This window comes from Fervidibacillus halotolerans (genome assembly GCF_026547205.1).
GTDB classification, from domain to species: Bacteria; Bacillota; Bacilli; order Bacillales; family Caldibacillaceae; genus Fervidibacillus; species Fervidibacillus halotolerans.
In genome coordinates, this window is the sequence record NZ_CP106877.1 from 2363088 (window position 1) to 2379663 (window position 16576).

General features: G+C 35.2%; 17 protein-coding genes. 7 read left to right on the top strand and 10 right to left on the bottom strand.

All coding sequences use genetic code 11. The annotated features are described in order from the left end of the window. Window positions 1–360 precede the first annotated feature (360 nt). The 9 genes from OE105_RS11120 to OE105_RS11160 all read right to left on the bottom strand — a co-directional run bounded on the left by OE105_RS11120 (window position 361) and on the right by OE105_RS11160 (window position 10004). Window positions 361–1479, bottom strand: a complete 1119-nt coding sequence (locus OE105_RS11120) for a glycosyltransferase family 1 protein (protein WP_275420247.1) — start codon at window positions 1477–1479, stop codon at window positions 361–363. Then, on the bottom strand, window positions 1479–2453 hold the full coding sequence (locus OE105_RS11125; protein WP_275420248.1) for an SDR family oxidoreductase: 975 nt from the start codon (window positions 2451–2453) through the stop codon (window positions 1479–1481). Before OE105_RS11125 ends, OE105_RS11120 begins: the two co-directional genes overlap by 1 nt. A 3-nt stretch (window positions 2454–2456) precedes the next feature. Continuing rightward, a complete protein-coding gene (locus OE105_RS11130; protein ID WP_275420249.1) occupies window positions 2457–3836 on the bottom strand; it encodes a nucleotide sugar dehydrogenase in 1380 nt (459 codons plus the stop codon). Then, complete coding sequence (locus tag OE105_RS11135) at window positions 3823–4956, bottom strand: glycosyltransferase family 4 protein (RefSeq protein WP_275420250.1); 1134 nt, start codon at window positions 4954–4956, stop codon at window positions 3823–3825. The genes OE105_RS11130 and OE105_RS11135 overlap by 14 nt, the downstream gene beginning before the upstream one ends. 246 nt (window positions 4957–5202) lie before the next feature. After that, a complete protein-coding gene (locus OE105_RS11140; protein ID WP_275422172.1) occupies window positions 5203–5829 on the bottom strand; it encodes a sugar transferase in 627 nt (208 codons plus the stop codon). 383 nt (window positions 5830–6212) lie between these two features. Continuing rightward, window positions 6213–7097: a UTP--glucose-1-phosphate uridylyltransferase GalU gene (galU, locus tag OE105_RS11145; RefSeq protein ID WP_275420251.1), complete on the bottom strand. Its 885-nt coding sequence runs from the start codon at window positions 7095–7097 to the stop codon at window positions 6213–6215. A gap of 628 nt (window positions 7098–7725) precedes the next feature. After that, window positions 7726–8490: a tyrosine-protein phosphatase gene (locus OE105_RS11150; RefSeq protein ID WP_275420252.1), complete on the bottom strand. Its 765-nt coding sequence runs from the start codon at window positions 8488–8490 to the stop codon at window positions 7726–7728. A gap of 102 nt (window positions 8491–8592) precedes the next feature. Then, the gene (locus OE105_RS11155) at window positions 8593–9279 is read right to left on the bottom strand and encodes a CpsD/CapB family tyrosine-protein kinase (protein WP_275420253.1); all 687 of its coding nucleotides are present in this window, start codon (window positions 9277–9279) and stop codon (window positions 8593–8595) included. Beyond that, window positions 9279–10004, bottom strand: coding sequence for a YveK family protein (locus OE105_RS11160; RefSeq protein WP_275420254.1), 726 nt, complete (start codon window positions 10002–10004; stop codon window positions 9279–9281). Before OE105_RS11160 ends, OE105_RS11155 begins: the two co-directional genes overlap by 1 nt. Before the next feature lie 450 nt (window positions 10005–10454). Here OE105_RS11160 and OE105_RS11165 point away from each other — a divergent pair, with 450 nt between their 5' ends. From OE105_RS11165 to OE105_RS11185, 7 genes are all read left to right on the top strand, one after another. Then, entirely contained in the window at window positions 10455–11297 is an 843-nt protein-coding gene (locus tag OE105_RS11165; RefSeq protein ID WP_275420255.1) for an SGNH/GDSL hydrolase family protein, read from the top strand. 547 nt (window positions 11298–11844) lie between these two features. After that, the gene (locus OE105_RS11170; protein ID WP_275420256.1) at window positions 11845–12870 is read left to right on the top strand and encodes an ISL3 family transposase; all 1026 of its coding nucleotides are present in this window, start codon (window positions 11845–11847) and stop codon (window positions 12868–12870) included. 77 nt (window positions 12871–12947) lie between these two features. Further along, the gene (locus OE105_RS13875) at window positions 12948–13274 is read left to right on the top strand and encodes a hypothetical protein (RefSeq protein ID WP_338030905.1); all 327 of its coding nucleotides are present in this window, start codon (window positions 12948–12950) and stop codon (window positions 13272–13274) included. 12 nt (window positions 13275–13286) lie between these two features. After that, a complete protein-coding gene (locus OE105_RS13880) occupies window positions 13287–14054 on the top strand; it encodes a hypothetical protein (protein ID WP_338030906.1) in 768 nt (255 codons plus the stop codon). After that, window positions 14051–14368, top strand: coding sequence for a hypothetical protein (locus OE105_RS13885; protein ID WP_338030907.1), 318 nt, complete (start codon window positions 14051–14053; stop codon window positions 14366–14368). Before OE105_RS13880 ends, OE105_RS13885 begins: the two co-directional genes overlap by 4 nt. Next, window positions 14365–15090, top strand: coding sequence for an IS21-like element helper ATPase IstB (gene istB / locus OE105_RS11180; protein ID WP_275420257.1), 726 nt, complete (start codon window positions 14365–14367; stop codon window positions 15088–15090). Before OE105_RS13885 ends, istB begins: the two co-directional genes overlap by 4 nt. Before the next feature lie 190 nt (window positions 15091–15280). Beyond that, window positions 15281–15490, top strand: a complete 210-nt coding sequence (locus OE105_RS11185; protein ID WP_275420258.1) for a transposase — start codon at window positions 15281–15283, stop codon at window positions 15488–15490. A 259-nt stretch (window positions 15491–15749) separates the two neighbouring features. Here the strand turns inward: OE105_RS11185 and tagH are convergent, their stop codons facing one another. Further along, on the bottom strand, window positions 15750–16523 hold the full coding sequence (tagH, locus tag OE105_RS11190; protein ID WP_275422173.1) for a teichoic acids export ABC transporter ATP-binding subunit TagH: 774 nt from the start codon (window positions 16521–16523) through the stop codon (window positions 15750–15752). Window positions 16524–16576: the final 53 nt, after the last annotated feature.

The window sequence follows — 16576 nt, forward strand, 5'->3', positions numbered from 1 at the left end:
TAAGATTTTATCTGCTTTTAGTTCTTTAATTAATAAAATATGGTTTATCTTAAAATACTCTTTATTCTGATACAGTAAATCTTTTTGATGTAATAAATTTTATGTGATACTCAAAATTAGTACTCTTATAATTACATCCCATATTTCTCTCTACAGTAGAAAAGTATACTCTCCTTCGTGTATAGTACAGATAATAAGGCAAAACAACCAATATTCTAAATGAACATATATTTCGAATTAATATCAATAATTCTGTATACATTCATTATGAAAGATTCAATCCCACTAATATGGGATGAAATTCCATAATGAAGTACTCTAATTGTTTTTTCCATTTTTCTTTCTACTACAAAGTCTCGATTATTGGAAGTTAATATTCTTAGCATAGAAATCTTCCAACCACTTAGCCGTTTCATTAACATCATACCCACCGGTTTTTATTTCTTCAAACGTATTTTTTCGTTCATAAACGTTCATATATTTTAAAACTTTTTCAGCCCATTCTTTAGCTGAAAGATTTAGTGGTAGTTTCTCTACTAAATTAGTTATTTTCACTTCATCTGTAATAGTATCTGATATTATACAAGGAAGTCCTGCTGCTTGGGCTTCAACTAGTGTAACTGGTAATCCTTCATATAAAGAAGGAAATACAAATACATCCGTTGCTTGCAAAAGTTCTGGAATATCTGATCTAACGCCAGTAAAAATCACGTAATCTGATAATCCTAATTCATTAACCTTTTTTTCAATTATTGGACGTAATTCACCATCACCTACTAACATTAAAACAGTATTTTGATTTTTATCATGCACTTTTTTAAATATATCAATTAAAAGAGAATGATTTTTAGGAATATTAAATCTTCCAACATGGCCAATGACAAACTTATTTTCTATTTTAAACTCTTTTCTTTTTATGTTTCTAATACTTTCATTAAAAACATATTGTTTTGTGTCAATTGCATTTTTTAATATGTAAAAATTATTTTTCTTGCAAGCTCTTTTACCATATAACCATTCACCTGCATCTTTCGAACAAGCAAACAAATAATCTGCAATATATCGAATTGGATATTGCAAGATATTTTTTACAATTGCTGAAAGTCCAGATCCTGAAGATGTACTATGACTGTGTGCAATCGTTATTACCCCATATTTCTTTGCAATTTTTAAGTAAATTGATGCTGTACTTCTAACATGGCCATGAATGATTTTGTATTCTGGATGCATTTTAAAAAATTGGTTCCAGCTTTTCTTATAGTTCAAATGATTTTTCCCTGTATATCTAGGAACTCGAAAAATCCTACCCCCAAGTTCATAAATCTCTTTATCATATGCACAATGTTCCTCTGTATGAACGACAAAATCAAATTGGATTTTTGAACGATCAATGTGTCTGTACATATTCATTATCATTGTCTCTGCTCCTCCCCTATTCATTTGAGCAAAGACATGCAAGATTCTTATGGGTTCCTTCATTACAAATTCCCCTTATACCATTCTATCGCAGCTTCAATCCCTCTTTCAAAATCCCACTCAGGTTCATACCCTAACATTTCTCTCGCTTTACTAATGTCAGCATTGCTATGTTTTATATCCCCTTTTCGAGGCGGTCCAAAAATCGGCTCTATATTTTTTCCTAAAGCCTTTACTAAATGATTATATATATCAATCAAAAATTCACGACCACCATATGCAATATTATATACTTGTCCCGCTGCTTCACTACTTGCCTGACAAGCTTTTAGATTGGCTTCAATCACATTTTCTATATATGTAAAGTCACGGCTTTGTTTCCCGTCTCCATGAATTGTGGGTTGCTCATCTTTGAGAAGTTGTTTAATAAATTTCGGAATGACAGCCGCATAAGCACCATTCGGATCTTGTCTTCTGCCAAAAACATTAAAATAACGCAACCCATATGTTTCAAGACCGTAAAGCTTATAATATAATTTGCCGTATTCTTCATTCACTTTTTTTGTTAAGGCATAAGGCGACAACACATTTCCTTCCCTTCCTTCCTTTTTCGGAAGAGTTGGCTCGTCTCCATATACAGATGAACTAGAAGCATAAACAAATTTCTTTACACCATTTTGTCTGGCGGCTTCCATCATGTTCAAGGTTCCTTTGATATTGATTTCTTCATATAATAACGGCATTTCAATACTTCTCGGAACACTCCCCCAAGCTGCCTCGTGCAGTACAAAATCCACTCCTACAGTTACTTTCTTACAAGTTTCTAAATCTCGGATATCTCCTTCAATAAATTCATAGTTCGGATGATTTATAAACTCCTCGACATTTTCCCTTTTTCCTGTTGAGAAATTATCGAGACCTCGAACTTTATATCCTAAATTAAGAATCGCTTCCACCAAATTGGATCCAATAAACCCGGCAGATCCTGTTACCAAAAATGTTGTCTCTTTTGGAAACTCAATGTTGTCATAACCCATAACTTATAACCTCCAATATAGAAAACCAGCATTCATCGCTTCTTGCCGATTAAATATGCCTTTGACATCAATTAAAACATCCTTATTCATATCTACAACCATTTCGTTTTCTATTGTAGCTGCTACTTCTTTTGCAATTTCTGAATCGGTCAGTTGCTTTTTAAACATGTCTTTTATTTCTTTAAAAGTAATAGTTTTAAATTCTTCATGGGAGACAGCAAAAATTACAGCATCCACTTCTTTCACTTCTTCTCTTTCAGAAAGATGGATTCGATATTCTTTCCATAAATCTTCTTTATCAGCTACTGGATCTACAACTTTCACTTCAATACCGTATTCCTCTAATTCACGAATGATATCAACGACTTTCGTATTTCGAACATCAGGACAATTTTCTTTGAAAGTAATCCCGAAAATTGCGATTTTGGCACCATTGATTTGTTTATTTGCCTTAATCATTTGCTTTACAGTATTTTCTGCAACATATTTACCCATATCATCATTAATTTTTCTGCCTGCCAAAATGATTTGCGAATGGTAACCCATTTGTTCGGCTTTATAGGTAAGGTAATAAGGATCTACACCGATACAATGCCCACCTACAAGACCAGGGGTGAATTTTAGAAAGTTCCATTTTGTCCCTGCAGCCTCAAGCACTGCTTTTGTATCAATTCCCATTTGATTAAAAATAATCGATAATTCATTCATAAAAGCAATATTAATATCCCTTTGTGAATTTTCAATGACTTTTGCTGCTTCTGCCACTTTGATACTTTCAGCTCGATGCACACCTGCTTCAACGACAAGTTCATATACTTTCGCAACAATATCTAATGTTTCTTCATCCATACCTGATACAACTTTGACGATTGTTTCTAATCGATGTACTTTATCACCAGGATTTATTCGTTCAGGAGAATATCCTACTTTAAAATCAATGCCACATTTCAACCCAGATTCTTTTTCTAGAATGGGAATACAAATTTCCTCAGTAACACCAGGATAAACCGTCGATTCATATACAACAATGGAACCTTTCGTTAAATTTCTTCCAACTGTACGGGAAGCCGCTTCTACGGGACTTAAATCAGGAGTATGATCAGATTTTACTGGAGTCGGAACAGCAACGATATGAAATTTTGCTTCACGAAGTCGTGTTTCATCTGAAGTGAAATCTACCGTTGTTTCTTGAATTGCCTTATCTCCTACTTCGTTCGTCGGATCGATGCCCTTTTTATAAAGCGCAATTTTTTGTTCATTCACGTCAAAACCAATGACATCTACCTTTTTTGCAAATGCTACAGCAATTGGCATGCCTACATAACCTAATCCAACCAAAGAGAGTTTTTCTTGTCTTTTTAATAGTTTTTCATATAAATTCATTTTCATTTTCTCCTTCCTGGTGTGTGTCGAGTTTATTTATTTGATTTAAATAAGCTTGAATAACAAAATTCCTATCAAATTCTTTTTCAACTTTTTTCCTCGAGTATTTCCCCATTCTCTCTTTTTCATCTATATGCAGTTTCATAAACTTTTCAATTTGATTGATTAAGCTATTAGAATTTTTCACTGTGAATGTAAAACCATTTTTATTAATATCAATAACCTCTTTACAACCAGGGATATCAGAAGCAATTAATGGTCTACCCATTGCTGCACCTTCTAAAAGAACATTCGATAATCCCTCATTGAAAGACGGCTGAATAACACAGTGTGCTTCTTCAATAAATGGTTTTACATCTTCTTGATATCCTAAATAATTTACATATCCTTTTTCCTGATATTCTTGAATCAATTTATTATAGTGAGGCTGAGTTTTTTCAACAAATCCAATAATATTAAACCTAGTATTCGGATATTTTTTACGAATAGTTTTCGCCGCTTCTAAATATTGATCGATTCCTTTATCCTTCATAATCCGCCCAATAAAAAGAAATGTTATTGGTTCCTTTTTTGGGTATTCCTTATATTGAAATTCTTCTAAATTCACACCCGAACCAGGTATCAATTCATAATTGTTTTTTACAATCTTTTTATCTACTAGAAATTTCATGTCTTCCTTATTTTGGAAGAAAACACATGATGATTTTTTCAAACTTATTCTATATAAAAATAAAAGGAGTCTTTTTAATAGTTTTCCTTTATTAAATCCACTTCCTAAACCTGTAATATTATTAATATAAGGAATATTTAACATTCTACATGCGAGTCCACCATAAATATTTGGTTTTATTGTATAAGCTAAAACCGCATTTGGTCGTAATTTCTTAAGAATTTTAAAGTATCCTAAAAACAATCTACTATCTTTTAATGGATTTACACCTCGTCTATCCAATTCCAAATGAATAAACTCGCATCCCATTTTTTTTAGCTCTTCTACCTTTTTACCATAAGGTAAAACTAAATAAACTTTATATTTCTTTTCAATTAATCTTTGAATTATTTCTTTTCGAAAATTATAAGTATAGGCGTGATCATTTGAAAGTACCACTAGTTTCTTCAATTTTATTCCTCCGCGTTAGCCCTATATATTCATGAGTATAATTCTACTAACTTACAAGATTATCCATTTTAACTATTGAAAACTGTATTATCTGTGTTACAGTTCTTTGTAATTTTCATATCTCAGTGTTTGTTTTATATGTTTGGCTTTTCACAGAATATTAAGTATCTCATTAATAAATGTTGGCGTTATTATCGATACTAGTTCTTCCATCATAATAATTTTTATCCTTTCACAATCATTTTGTTATCTTGCACCATTTCCTGTAAAAACAATCTTTATCGTTTTTAGAATGATTTTTAAATCTAGTAATATATTCATGTTACGTATGTATTGTAAATCTAATTCCAACTTTTCCTTTGGTGTAATGTCATAACCACCATTTACTTGAGCCCAACCGGTAACTCCCGGTTTGACCTGCAATCGATTGATAAATCCCGGAATTTCTTTATTAAACTGGGCCGTAAACATCGGTCTTTCAGGTCTTGGACCGATTAAGCTCATCTCTCCAATTAATACATTCCAAAGTTGAGGAATTTCATCAATCCTTGTTTTTCTAATAAATTTCCCTATTTTTGTAACCCTTGGGTCATCTTTATCTGCCCATTTAGCCCCATTTTTTTCTGCGTCTACCACCATCGATCTTAATTTTATAACTTGAAAAGACCTTCCACGTAATCCTAATCTTTCTTGTTTATAAAACACTGGGCCGGGAGATTCGAATTTAATTAAAATCGCTACTATTAATAATATAGGAGATGATAATATTAATCCAATAATTGCAAAAATGATATCAAACAATCTTTTTATATGTAAGTAGATTCTTTTCTCCTTTACCCGATTATCTTCAATTGGAATGTCATTAAAGAACATTGTATCGGTATATTGATCGATATACACTTCTTCTTTTATACCATTCCCCAATTTTCTCACCTCATATTGTTAAAAATAAAATTGTATGAAAAAGTGTAGGTGAAAATTAAAAACCTACTTAAAATCATTCATCTTAACTAGAATAATAAAATTAAAATTTTAAACGTTATACATTGCCTAATTTGATCTTTTCATTTAATGATTTTCATCTACTCATCTTATTATTTCGATTTTTGGATGTACGAAAGTAATAAAATACTCTTTTCACAGCAATAGATCATGTTACACGAAAAAAAGACGCCTACTTTTTTTAACAAAAAATAGGCATCCTAATCAATCACTAGATATTGACCCATATGTTTTGTCAAGCAAAACGAAACTTGTTAAATTTGAATTTTCTCCTCTTCCACCAATTTTTTGAGAAAGTCAAGGACCTGCGGTTTTAGCTCTTCGTCTTTCAGTGCGAATTCGATCGTCGTTTTGACGAAGCCGATTTTTTCACCGACATCGTAGCGATCCCCTTCGAACTCATAGGCGAACACCCGTTGGATTTGATTCAATTTTTGAATCGCGTCGGTCAGTTGAATTTCTCCACCTGCTCCAATTTCTTGTTGATCTAAGAAATGGAAGATTTCCGGTGTTAAAATATAGCGACCGATAATCGCTAAATTGGAAGGTGCCGTACCCGGTGCCGGTTTTTCCACGAAGTTTTTCACTTGATACCGTCGGCCTTCTTGCGTTAACGGATCGATAATTCCGTACCGATGGGTTTCCTTTTCCGGCACACGTTGTACACCGATGATCGATGAAAAGGTTTCTTCGTATTGATTGATTAACTGTCTCAAACACGGTGTATCACTTTGGACGATATCATCCCCGAGTAAAACCGCAAAAGGTTCATCCCCGATAAAATTCCGTGCACACCATACAGCATGACCGAGTCCTTTCGGTTCCTTTTGCCGGATGTAATGGATGTTGGCAAGGTTTGATGAATACCGAACCTTTTCTAATAATTCCATTTTTCCCTTTTCAGCCAAGTTTTGTTCCAGTTCTGGAGCATTATCAAAATGATCTTCAATCGCCCGTTTCCCTTTCCCGGTGACGATGATGATGTCTTCGATCCCCGATGCAACCGCTTCTTCCACAATATATTGAATCGTCGGCTTGTCCACGATCGGAAGCATTTCTTTCGGCATCGCCTTTGTCGCTGGGAGAAACCGGGTACCGAGCCCTGCTGCCGGGATAATCGCTTTTCTTACTTTTTTCATATCCTCAATCCTCCATATTGATTTTAAAGAAATCATTCATTCAGCTTTTACATTTCTTTCGTTTCCCCGTTGAAAGCGTTCGTCTTACAGTAATAAAATCATAAACCATTTTTGCAACGGTTCACATTCCCCAATATCATTTTAACCTTAGGCATGGGTGGAAAATCAATATATAACGAATACTTGAACGGGTTGCTCAAAACAAGTAAATAGGAAAATAGTCCCATTTCTATAGGCATATAGACCTATTGATTTTTAAAAAAAATTTCCAATGAAAAAACACGTCTTACATGCTCTTTCATTAGAAATCTTTCTATTGATTTTTGAAACAATTAAAATGAAACTTCTCTGTGTATCCATATAATGTAAATAAGGGTAGAAAAAACCCACATGCTAAACATTTTTTGGGCATCTAACCCACCCTCACACCACCCCATCGACAATACATGTCTAAGGCTAGGGGTTGCCCCGCCCACAGGATGGCCGAGTGCCTCCTTTGATAACGGTGAGGAGACATTACCGTTTTCAATATCGTATCGAAGAATTTTTCCTCTCCAGCTATAGCTTTATCCACAACAGGACGTTAGTCGGAAAATTTTGAAATCTAGGAATCTTGGTAACCGGTCGATCAAAAGATTCCGAGGATTCGTCTCCGTTGTACCTGCTTCGGTCGTTTCCGATAAACCGCTTGTCCATTCACGATGAATTCTGCATTTTCTTGAAAGAGATAGACTGTATCGAGACCATAATTTTTTTCAACGAAATCGAAGGCCTCATCCATTTTAAACGACCGGGTCGATGTGTTATGGGCATCGCTTGCGATCACATGAACGAGATTCGCTTCGATCAATTGTTGGGAAAATTTTTGAATTTTTTTTCCAAAGGCTCCGGTTATACTGGCTGCCGTTAATTGGGCGAGTACCCCTTTTTCAACAAATTGAAATAATTTTTCCGGTTGTTCGATCATTTGACGGTTCCGCTCCGGATGGGCGATGATTGGAATAAAGCCATTTATTTGCATATCATAAAACAATCGTTCCGCATATACAGGTACATGGTTGCTTGGAAATTCGATTAAAGCATATTGGGAATCATTGATCGTTGCAATCGTTCCTTTCTCGTATTCTTCTAACCATTCACCAAAAATTCGTACTTCTTGACCTAAAAGCACTTCAAGTGGAATTCTTTCCAAATGAAGTGCTTCATTAAGTTCGGATAGTTTCGAAATGATTTCCTTTTTCGGATTTTCATAAGCCGATGTCAAATGATGTGGGGTAGCGACTATTTTTTTTATCCCCATTTGAACAGCTTCCTTCGCCATTTCCAAACTATTTACAATCGTTTGCGCACCGTCATCTACACCAGGTAAAATATGACAATGAAGATCAATCATGTCGCCACCTCCTATTTTAAAACAAAATATAACAGACAATTACAAATATAATCAATTATTTTGCAAAACTCAAGCAATAATCTACAATATTTTCATATATTTTTAATGACTATAATAATAATAATGACTTTTTTTGCTCTCCGGCTTATTATTCAAAATTACCCCGAGCAGTTTCCCTTTCACCGATGATAACAATTCCTTCGCTTTAATCGCTTCTTCCCGGTCTGTTTTTCCACTTGATACGACTAAAATGACCCCTTCAGTTAAATTTGCGACCACTTGTCCATCCGTTACAGCAAGCACCGGCGGGGTATCGAATAAAATCAAATCATACATGTCATATGCTTCCTTTAATAAGTATTCCATCGACACAGATGCTAATAATTCCGCCGGATTTGGGGGAATCGGACCACTTGTCAATACGAAAAGATCGTTAACGTCTGTCTGTCGAACCGCATCTTGAAGATCCACTTGTTTCGTTAACACATTCGTTAATCCGATTGTGTTCGGAAGTTGGAAAAAATAATGGGTCGTCGGTCTCCGCATATCCGCATCAATTAACAATACCTTTTTCCCTTGCTGGGCAAAGGTAACAGCTAAATTCGCAATCGTCGTCGATTTTCCTTCCATCGGTCCCGTTGAGGTAACCGCAATGGTACGAATTTCCGAATCGACAGAAGAAAATTGAATATTCGTCCGAATCGTCCGGAATTGTTCAGAAATCGGGGATTTCGGCGAAATTTTAGTAATTAATTTCCGGTCTTCATGGGTTCGTATTTTTTTCGCCATTATTTTTGTCCCCTCCTCTTCGCCCGGGAAACGGTTGATGTATTTATGTAATCTTCCGGGTTAAAATGTGACACGACTCCTAATACTGGTAAGTCTAAATAACGTTCAATATCTTGTTCCGTTTTGATCGTATTATCCAAATATTCCAATAGGAAAGCTAGACCTACGCCAATCATCAACCCAATCACAATGGCGATGGCAATATTTAAAACCGGCTTCGGCTTGACCGGGGTTAATAGATCAGTCACTTCCGCTTGGGACAGAATACTTACATTATCAACCTTCATAATTTTGGCTATTTCATTTTGGAACACTTCTGCAATTTTATTAGCAATCAAAGCTGCCTTGTTCGGATCTGGATCTTCTATGGATAAATTGATAATTTGCGAGTTTTGTTCACTTTCAACTGAAATTTTTTCCTTTAGTTCGTTTGTCGTCATTTCCAGATCCAGTTCATCCGCTACAATATCTAAAATCCGTGGACTCGTAATAATCACATTATACGTATTAATTAATTGTAAATTCGTTTGGATCTCGCTCGTATTATACGTCTCCGTCTCCGTCCGGTTGACGAGCAACTGGGTGGATACTTGATAAACGGGCGTAATGATAAAGTAGCTCACGACTGCGCTCACGGTTGCTGCTGCAAAGGTTAAAATGAAAATGAGGTGCATCCGTTTCCGAACCGTTTCATATAACTCTTTCAAACTAATTGTCTCTTCCATAAAATCCTCCTACAAATCTTTCCAAAATCCGCTATATAATGCGAATTTTTCTGACAAATTTTATACATTTCAACTATGAACATACATAGTATATCATAAATCACGTCATTGGAAGATTCATATTTTCATTTTATTCGCGAATTTTGTTTGTTTTTGAAAATGGTGGTAAAATTGTCTTAAGATGATTTGACAATCACTAATCAACATAACGTGATTTTTTCCATTCAAATTCCATTATAGAAAAAATCACCAATTTTTCAACATGAAATTTTGACAATGTTCATTATGGTGTAAATTCTAGAAAATTTTATTTAAATACCAGGACTAATCTTTTTCCATAATTTAACGATTATTTTTTATTTTTTTATTGCTATTTCATCCACATTCTTTTAATAATAGAATATAGAAGTTTTATCCATTTGAAAAAAATAATGGTAATGGAGGAACAATATGATTCAGCGGATACTCACGCTTTTTTCTATCCTATTATTTGTGATTATTTTAATAATTGGTGGACTGCATTGGAAGGCGAAATTAAATGATGCGGTGAGCAAGCCGGGAGAACATATTGTACTGGACGATCAACAAGATTCGAACACTTCCAATGAGCCTGACAGTGATGAAGAACAATCGGATGATTCAGAGAAACAAACTGGTCTAACTTTGGAACAATTAAAAAATTATACAGCAAAGCTTCCGGAAGATCTCGCCAATATTTTCAAACAAGCATTTTACGATGAACGGGTTATCCAGATGGTAATCGCCGGTTCTCCCTCTTTAGGTGCGGAAGAAGATGGATGGAGTGTACAGGTAAAAGAGCATATGGAACAAACATATGGAAATGACCTCGTTCATGTTAACATCGTTGAATTTGACGGAACATCGACGGAGTTTATAAATAGTGAAGAAGCAAATGAAATTATCAATGCGGAGCCTGATCTCCTTTTATTTGAAGGTTTTACGTTAGAAGATAATTCCGGAGTGGTTCCAGTGGAAGTGTCTCAGGTAAATTTACGGGCGTTCTTAGGAAGTTTGATCGAGGCGAATCCGAGTATCGGCATCATCATTCAGCCGCCAAATCCGATTTATGCGGCGATCAACTACCCGGTTCAAGTGGCGGAATTGAAAAACTTTGCTGAGCAAGAAGGATTGCACTATTTCGACCACTGGGCGTATTGGCCGGATGGGGATGACCCGGGGGTTTTAGATTATTTAAATGAAGAAGGACTTCCAAATGAAAAGGGACATAAACTTTGGGCGGAGGCAATCCTCAACTATTTAATAAACAAATAAAATGAGTGGATTGTTCCATCGAACATCATAATCGTTCTCTGCTTTTATAACTGTGAGTGTGTCTTTCTACGTCTGATTTAATGGGATTAATTTCAAGAAATGTATGTTTTTACACTGCTAAAATTGCTAAACTATTCTTAAAATGTCGTGTTCATCCTTGAGGGATTCCATAAACTGAGATCTATAGTATAAAACATTTGCACGCTTTTCTACGTTTTCCTTAATTTGCTAAAATGGAGAAGACGTGCATTTTTTACTTAAAAATTGCCAACGAGCGTCCCGGCGTCCTAGTAGCCGAATATGTCGAATTTCTTGAACAATTCTAATTTCTTAATCGATCCGATTTGGTAATTTACACGTAATAGACACTGTTCGAATTTGTCAACAAACCGGAGCATTTTTGTAATAAGCTTAAAAAAAGGGGCTCTGCAATTTTTGGTGTTGGTGAATAAACCAGCACCAATTTTTTTGCACAAAAAAAGTGAGACACATGACAAAATCCTGGTAAAATGTAATCGCCAAACCACATTTAAAGGAGTAATGTCACATGTCTCATAATTATTTTATACGCAATTTGTTAAATATAAAAGATAAAAATATTATTTTTGAAGAGAATTTTTGTGTGGAGGAGAAGATAAATGGAGTTAAATCCAAAGTTTTCCATGGCATATTAACTTATCAGCCAAAGGCTTGTTATGTTTGTGGACATGTCTTTGATCATCAAATTATAAAACATGGTTTTAAAACCTCTATTATTAAAATGCCCAGTGTATCTGGGTTTAACGCATATTTGAAGCTCAAAAAACAGCGATACTATTGTAAACATTGTGAGTCCACTTTTACTTTAACAACTGACGTTGTAGCTAAAAACTGCTTTATCTCCAATAATACGAAGGCTGCGATTGCCCTTCATGCGAGAGAAAAAATCTCTGAGAAAGATATTGCCCAAACTCATAATGTATCTCACTCTACGGTCAATCGAATCATTAATAGCTTTTATAACTACTTTAAGCCCAATTTTTACTATCTCCCAAAACACTTGTGTTTTGATGAGTTTAAATCGGTGAAATCTGCTGCGGGGGCGATGTCTTTTATATTCTGTGATTCGAAAACGGGAAAAATTGTGGATATCGTTGAAGATCGACGATTACATGTTTTAAGAGAGTACTTTCTCCAGTATTCAAAAAAAGCTAGAGATTCAGTTAAAACCGTTGTCATTGATATATATAGTCCTTATATATCATTGATTAAAGATGTGTTTCCGAATGCTCGAATTATTATCGATAAATTCCACATTCATCAGTTGTTTAGCAGGGCTCTAAACAAAACTCGTATCAAAGTCATGAATCGACATAAAAAGAATTACAACCAATTGAAAAAATACTGGAGGCTCATCCTAAAAGATGAATCTAAAGTTGATTATATTCACTTCCGTTATCATCGTTCCTTTAAGAAACAAATTCGTGAAAAGGATATCATCCACTATCTGATTGATCTAGATCTTTATTGCAAAATAAAAGTGCAGAGCTTTGCAAAGAAAAAATGCAGAGAACTGCACTTTATTAATAAATAAAAAAAGACTTGCCAGCCACCCCAAGTCCCTCTACTGTAATTGGTGTCGAATCAATTCATAGTGGAGGTTTAGAAAGGATGCTAGCAATGTCTGAAATTAATTGTATCAAATTCTTAAGAAACAACAAAGGTCTTTCTATTTCTGAAATACAGCGTACACTAAAAATTAATTGGAGAACTGCTAAAAAATATGCAGACGAGGATCAAATACCTGAACAAAAAAGCCCACAGAAAAAAGGTATGATGTATGAAGAAAAATGGGGTGAAATCGTTTCAGCTTGGCTATTTGAAGACTCTAAGTTAAAAAAGAAATCGAGAAGGACAAAAAAGAAAATTTTTCATGACTTAGTAGAATTGGGCTTCAAGGGGTCCTATCGAACCGTTTGTTACTTTATTTCAGAGTAGGAAAACTCACATGTGGAAGGGAAAGATAAGGGTTTCGAAAGGCTTGAGCACCCACCAAGTGACGCACAAGTAGACTTTGGTGTAATGGAAGCCGTACAGGATGGGGAACTAGTAGATGTTCATACTTTAGTAATGTCTTTTCCTTATAGTAATGCTGGATTTGCCGTTCCTTTACCTTCCCAAAATCAAGAGTGTTTTTTATATGGTCTAAAACAATTATTTCATCAAATAGGTGGAGTACCTAGACGAATTAGAATTGATAACTTAACGCCAGCTGTTAAAAAGACCAGATCCATTGATGAAGAAGCAGAACTTACAGAAGAATTCCTACGTTTTCAAAGTTACTATGGATTCGATGTTCAAGTATGTAATCCACATAGTGGTCACGAAAAAGGAAATGTGAAGAACAAAGTGGGATATATTCGTTACAACTTTTTTAATAAAGCGCCGGTTATGAATAGTTATGAGGATTTAACAAATCAACTCTTTCAAGAATTAAATAAAGATAGGGACAGGTTGCATTATGAAAAACAGGTACGAATAGAAGACTTGTGGTTAGACGAAAAGAACCATTTGCTTGCTTTACCAGAAAAGGATTATCCAGTGTGGAAAACGGAGCTCGTAAGAGTGAATAAGTATAATGAAGTGAAAATTGATAATATGTTTGTACATGTGCCTAGAGCATGTAACTATAGCCAATTGTATGCAATATTAACGTGGAACCAGTTAAAAATCACCTCTCCAGACGGTGATTACTCGATGATTTTCGTCCTTATATGAAAAAACGGAAAGCCCTCCCTTGGCTCTCTATTATTAAGACATGGATTAAAAAGCCAAGAGTTATCGAATACTCTCGTTATAAAGACTATTTACCGGGGAGGATTAAAGATTTTTTATTCGTGGATAACTTATTGGTTCGTAGAAAACGTTTAGAGGGATTAGCGACATTGTTAGTAACTCATGACATGAAAAAAATTAATGAAGAGTTCTACGAACTAATATCTCAAGAAAAGCTTCCAGCGGAAAATAATCCCTATGAAGTCGATTGGAGTCAATATGATTCGTTAACTCCTGATAAGGAGGTTACATCATGAGAACTGACTTAAAAGAGTTGTGTAAATCTTTAAGAATAGCTTATGTAGCAAATGTATACGAACAAATTGACTTTACGAATCCTGAACAGTATCTACAAGATTTATTCTGTGAGGAAATACGTCTTAGAGAGCAGGCAAAATCCATGCGTTTGATAAAAAAGGCAAGATTCCTAGATAAAAAGAGCTTACATGACTATGAATGGACAGAACAAATACGATTTCCTGTTCAACTAACTAGAGAAGATTTATGTAGTTTACAATTCATAGAAAAAAAGCAGAACGTAGTTCTGGTTGGTTCACCTGGTACAGGAAAAACCCATTTAGCAACAGGATTAGGAAGAAAAGCTTGTGAGGAGGGCTATGAAGTACGCTTCTATCGGGTAGCTCATCTTGTAGAGGAGCTAGAAAGTGCTTTAAGGATAAATCGTTTATCAGCATTTAGAAAACGACTGGAGAAAGTGGATCTGGTTATTTTAGATGAAATAGGTTATTTACCTTTTAGTAAAGAAGGAGCAGAGCTCCTCTTTCAACTCATTTCAGAGTTTTACGAACAGAAGAGTTTAATTATCACTTCCAATTTAGAATTTAGCCAATGGAATAGAATCTTTACAGATTCGAGACTAACAGCAGCATTAGTTGACCGTTTAATCCATCACGCTCATATACTTTCATTTCACGGAGAAAGTTACAGGTTGGCTAACGCTCTTTCTAAGCGAAAGTAACCTATAAGGGTGGCAACACTCTGCATATTTGATTGCATTTTTCTGCACTTTTCTATTGCAAAATACACTAGATCCTGAACAAAAAGCATCTTACGAGTTATATCAATATGTATAACTATGTTTAAGAACTAAGAACTTTAAGCTCTTAAAGAAGGTATTATCAAAGAAACAAAACCAGGTCTCCAAATATATGAAAACCGCCATCAGCACAATGAAGAAATACATATCTTATATAGAAAACACGTTTAAATATAAATACAACAACGAGGTTTTGGAAGGGATTAATAATAAGATTAAGACGATTAAACGGATTGCTTTTGGATATCGGTGCTTTTATCATTTTAAAAACCGAATTCTTATTACCCATAATTTAGTAACCATAAAAAAAGGTGTCCACTGAGTCCAAAATTGAAAATGATTGAAGTTCCATTGGTGGCGACTCCTCCGGGTAAAGCACGAGCTTCGAGACCCCGCGGAAACGTTGTGACGAGGAGGCGGGGCCGTGCCAATGGATGCGCATCCGCCAATGGAACAAATAACTTCAAAACCTATTTTGGAAGAATGGACTACCCCTTTGCGATTACATTTTACTATGAAAAGTCACTAAATTATCCACCAACACCATTTGACAAAGAACCAAAAAAGGCAGATCCTCGTTTTTACCGGGATGCTGCCTCAGTGACTTTTTTCTTCTTTTTTGGTTTTTTGCTAATCATTTTAATAAAAGCGTCATATTCATCCAACACGTCTTCCGTCGGACCGAACGCTTTCACTTCCCCCTTTTGAAGCCACAGGACTTTATCGCAAAAATTTTTAATCTGTTTAGTAGAGTGGCTGACGAAAAAGATCGTTTTCCCCCGTTCTTTAAAATCGTTCATCCGTTCCATCGATTTTTTCGCAAAAGCTTTATCTCCCACCGCAAGTGCTTCATCAATAATTAAAATGTCCGGATCAATATTGACGGAAATGGAAAAACCGAGTCGCGACTTCATACCGCTCGAGTACGATTTCACCGGTTGATCGATAAACGGGCCGATATCGGCAAATTCAATAATATCCGGTTCCATCCTTTTGATTTGTTCCTTCGAAAAACCGAGCATTAAACATTTCAATTCGATATTCTCCCGTCCGGTCAGTTCGTTTTTTAAACCGGCATTGACCGCGATATATGCCGATTCTCCGTTGACTTCCACCACACCGTCCGTTGGAGGAATAATCCCTGCGATAATATTTAATAAAGTTGATTTTCCCGATCCGTTCGTTCCGACAAAGCCAATCGTTTCCCCTTTTTTCGCTTCAAAACTAACATTTTTTAGGGCATAGAAATCCTGGCCAAAACTTTTCGGAAGAATTAGATCCATCACCTTTTCCCGGTTTTTCCGGTATAATTTATATTTTTTCGTTACATTTTTTATGACCACCGATGTTTCCATGTCTTCACTTCCTAAGCCAAGGCGTACGGTTGACACATTTTCCCGCACAAATC

Bases quoted from the DNA above. Each gene is read 5' to 3' on its own strand.
- OE105_RS11170 (WP_275420256.1), top strand. From the start codon at position 11,845: ATGTCTCATAATTATTTTATACGCAATTTGTTAAATATAAAAGATAAA.
- OE105_RS11120 (WP_275420247.1), bottom strand. From the start codon at position 1,479: ATGAAGGAACCCATAAGAATCTTGCATGTCTTTGCTCAAATGAATAGG.
- galU (WP_275420251.1), bottom strand. From the start codon at position 7,097: ATGAAAAAAGTAAGAAAAGCGATTATCCCGGCAGCAGGGCTCGGTACC.
- OE105_RS13875 (WP_338030905.1), top strand. From the start codon at position 12,948: ATGCTAGCAATGTCTGAAATTAATTGTATCAAATTCTTAAGAAACAAC.
- OE105_RS11155 (WP_275420253.1), bottom strand. From the start codon at position 9,279: ATGGCGAAAAAAATACGAACCCATGAAGACCGGAAATTAATTACTAAA.
- OE105_RS11160 (WP_275420254.1), bottom strand. From the start codon at position 10,004: ATGGAAGAGACAATTAGTTTGAAAGAGTTATATGAAACGGTTCGGAAA.
- tagH (WP_275422173.1), bottom strand. From the start codon at position 16,523: ATGGAAACATCGGTGGTCATAAAAAATGTAACGAAAAAATATAAATTA.
- OE105_RS11165 (WP_275420255.1), top strand. From the start codon at position 10,455: ATGATTCAGCGGATACTCACGCTTTTTTCTATCCTATTATTTGTGATT.
- OE105_RS11130 (WP_275420249.1), bottom strand. From the start codon at position 3,836: ATGAATTTATATGAAAAACTATTAAAAAGACAAGAAAAACTCTCTTTG.
- OE105_RS11125 (WP_275420248.1), bottom strand. From the start codon at position 2,453: ATGGGTTATGACAACATTGAGTTTCCAAAAGAGACAACATTTTTGGTA.
- istB (WP_275420257.1), top strand. From the start codon at position 14,365: ATGAGAACTGACTTAAAAGAGTTGTGTAAATCTTTAAGAATAGCTTAT.
- OE105_RS11185 (WP_275420258.1), top strand. From the start codon at position 15,281: ATGAAAACCGCCATCAGCACAATGAAGAAATACATATCTTATATAGAA.
- OE105_RS11150 (WP_275420252.1), bottom strand. From the start codon at position 8,490: ATGATTGATCTTCATTGTCATATTTTACCTGGTGTAGATGACGGTGCG.
- OE105_RS13885 (WP_338030907.1), top strand. From the start codon at position 14,051: ATGAAAAAACGGAAAGCCCTCCCTTGGCTCTCTATTATTAAGACATGG.
- OE105_RS11140 (WP_275422172.1), bottom strand. From the start codon at position 5,829: ATGTTCTTTAATGACATTCCAATTGAAGATAATCGGGTAAAGGAGAAA.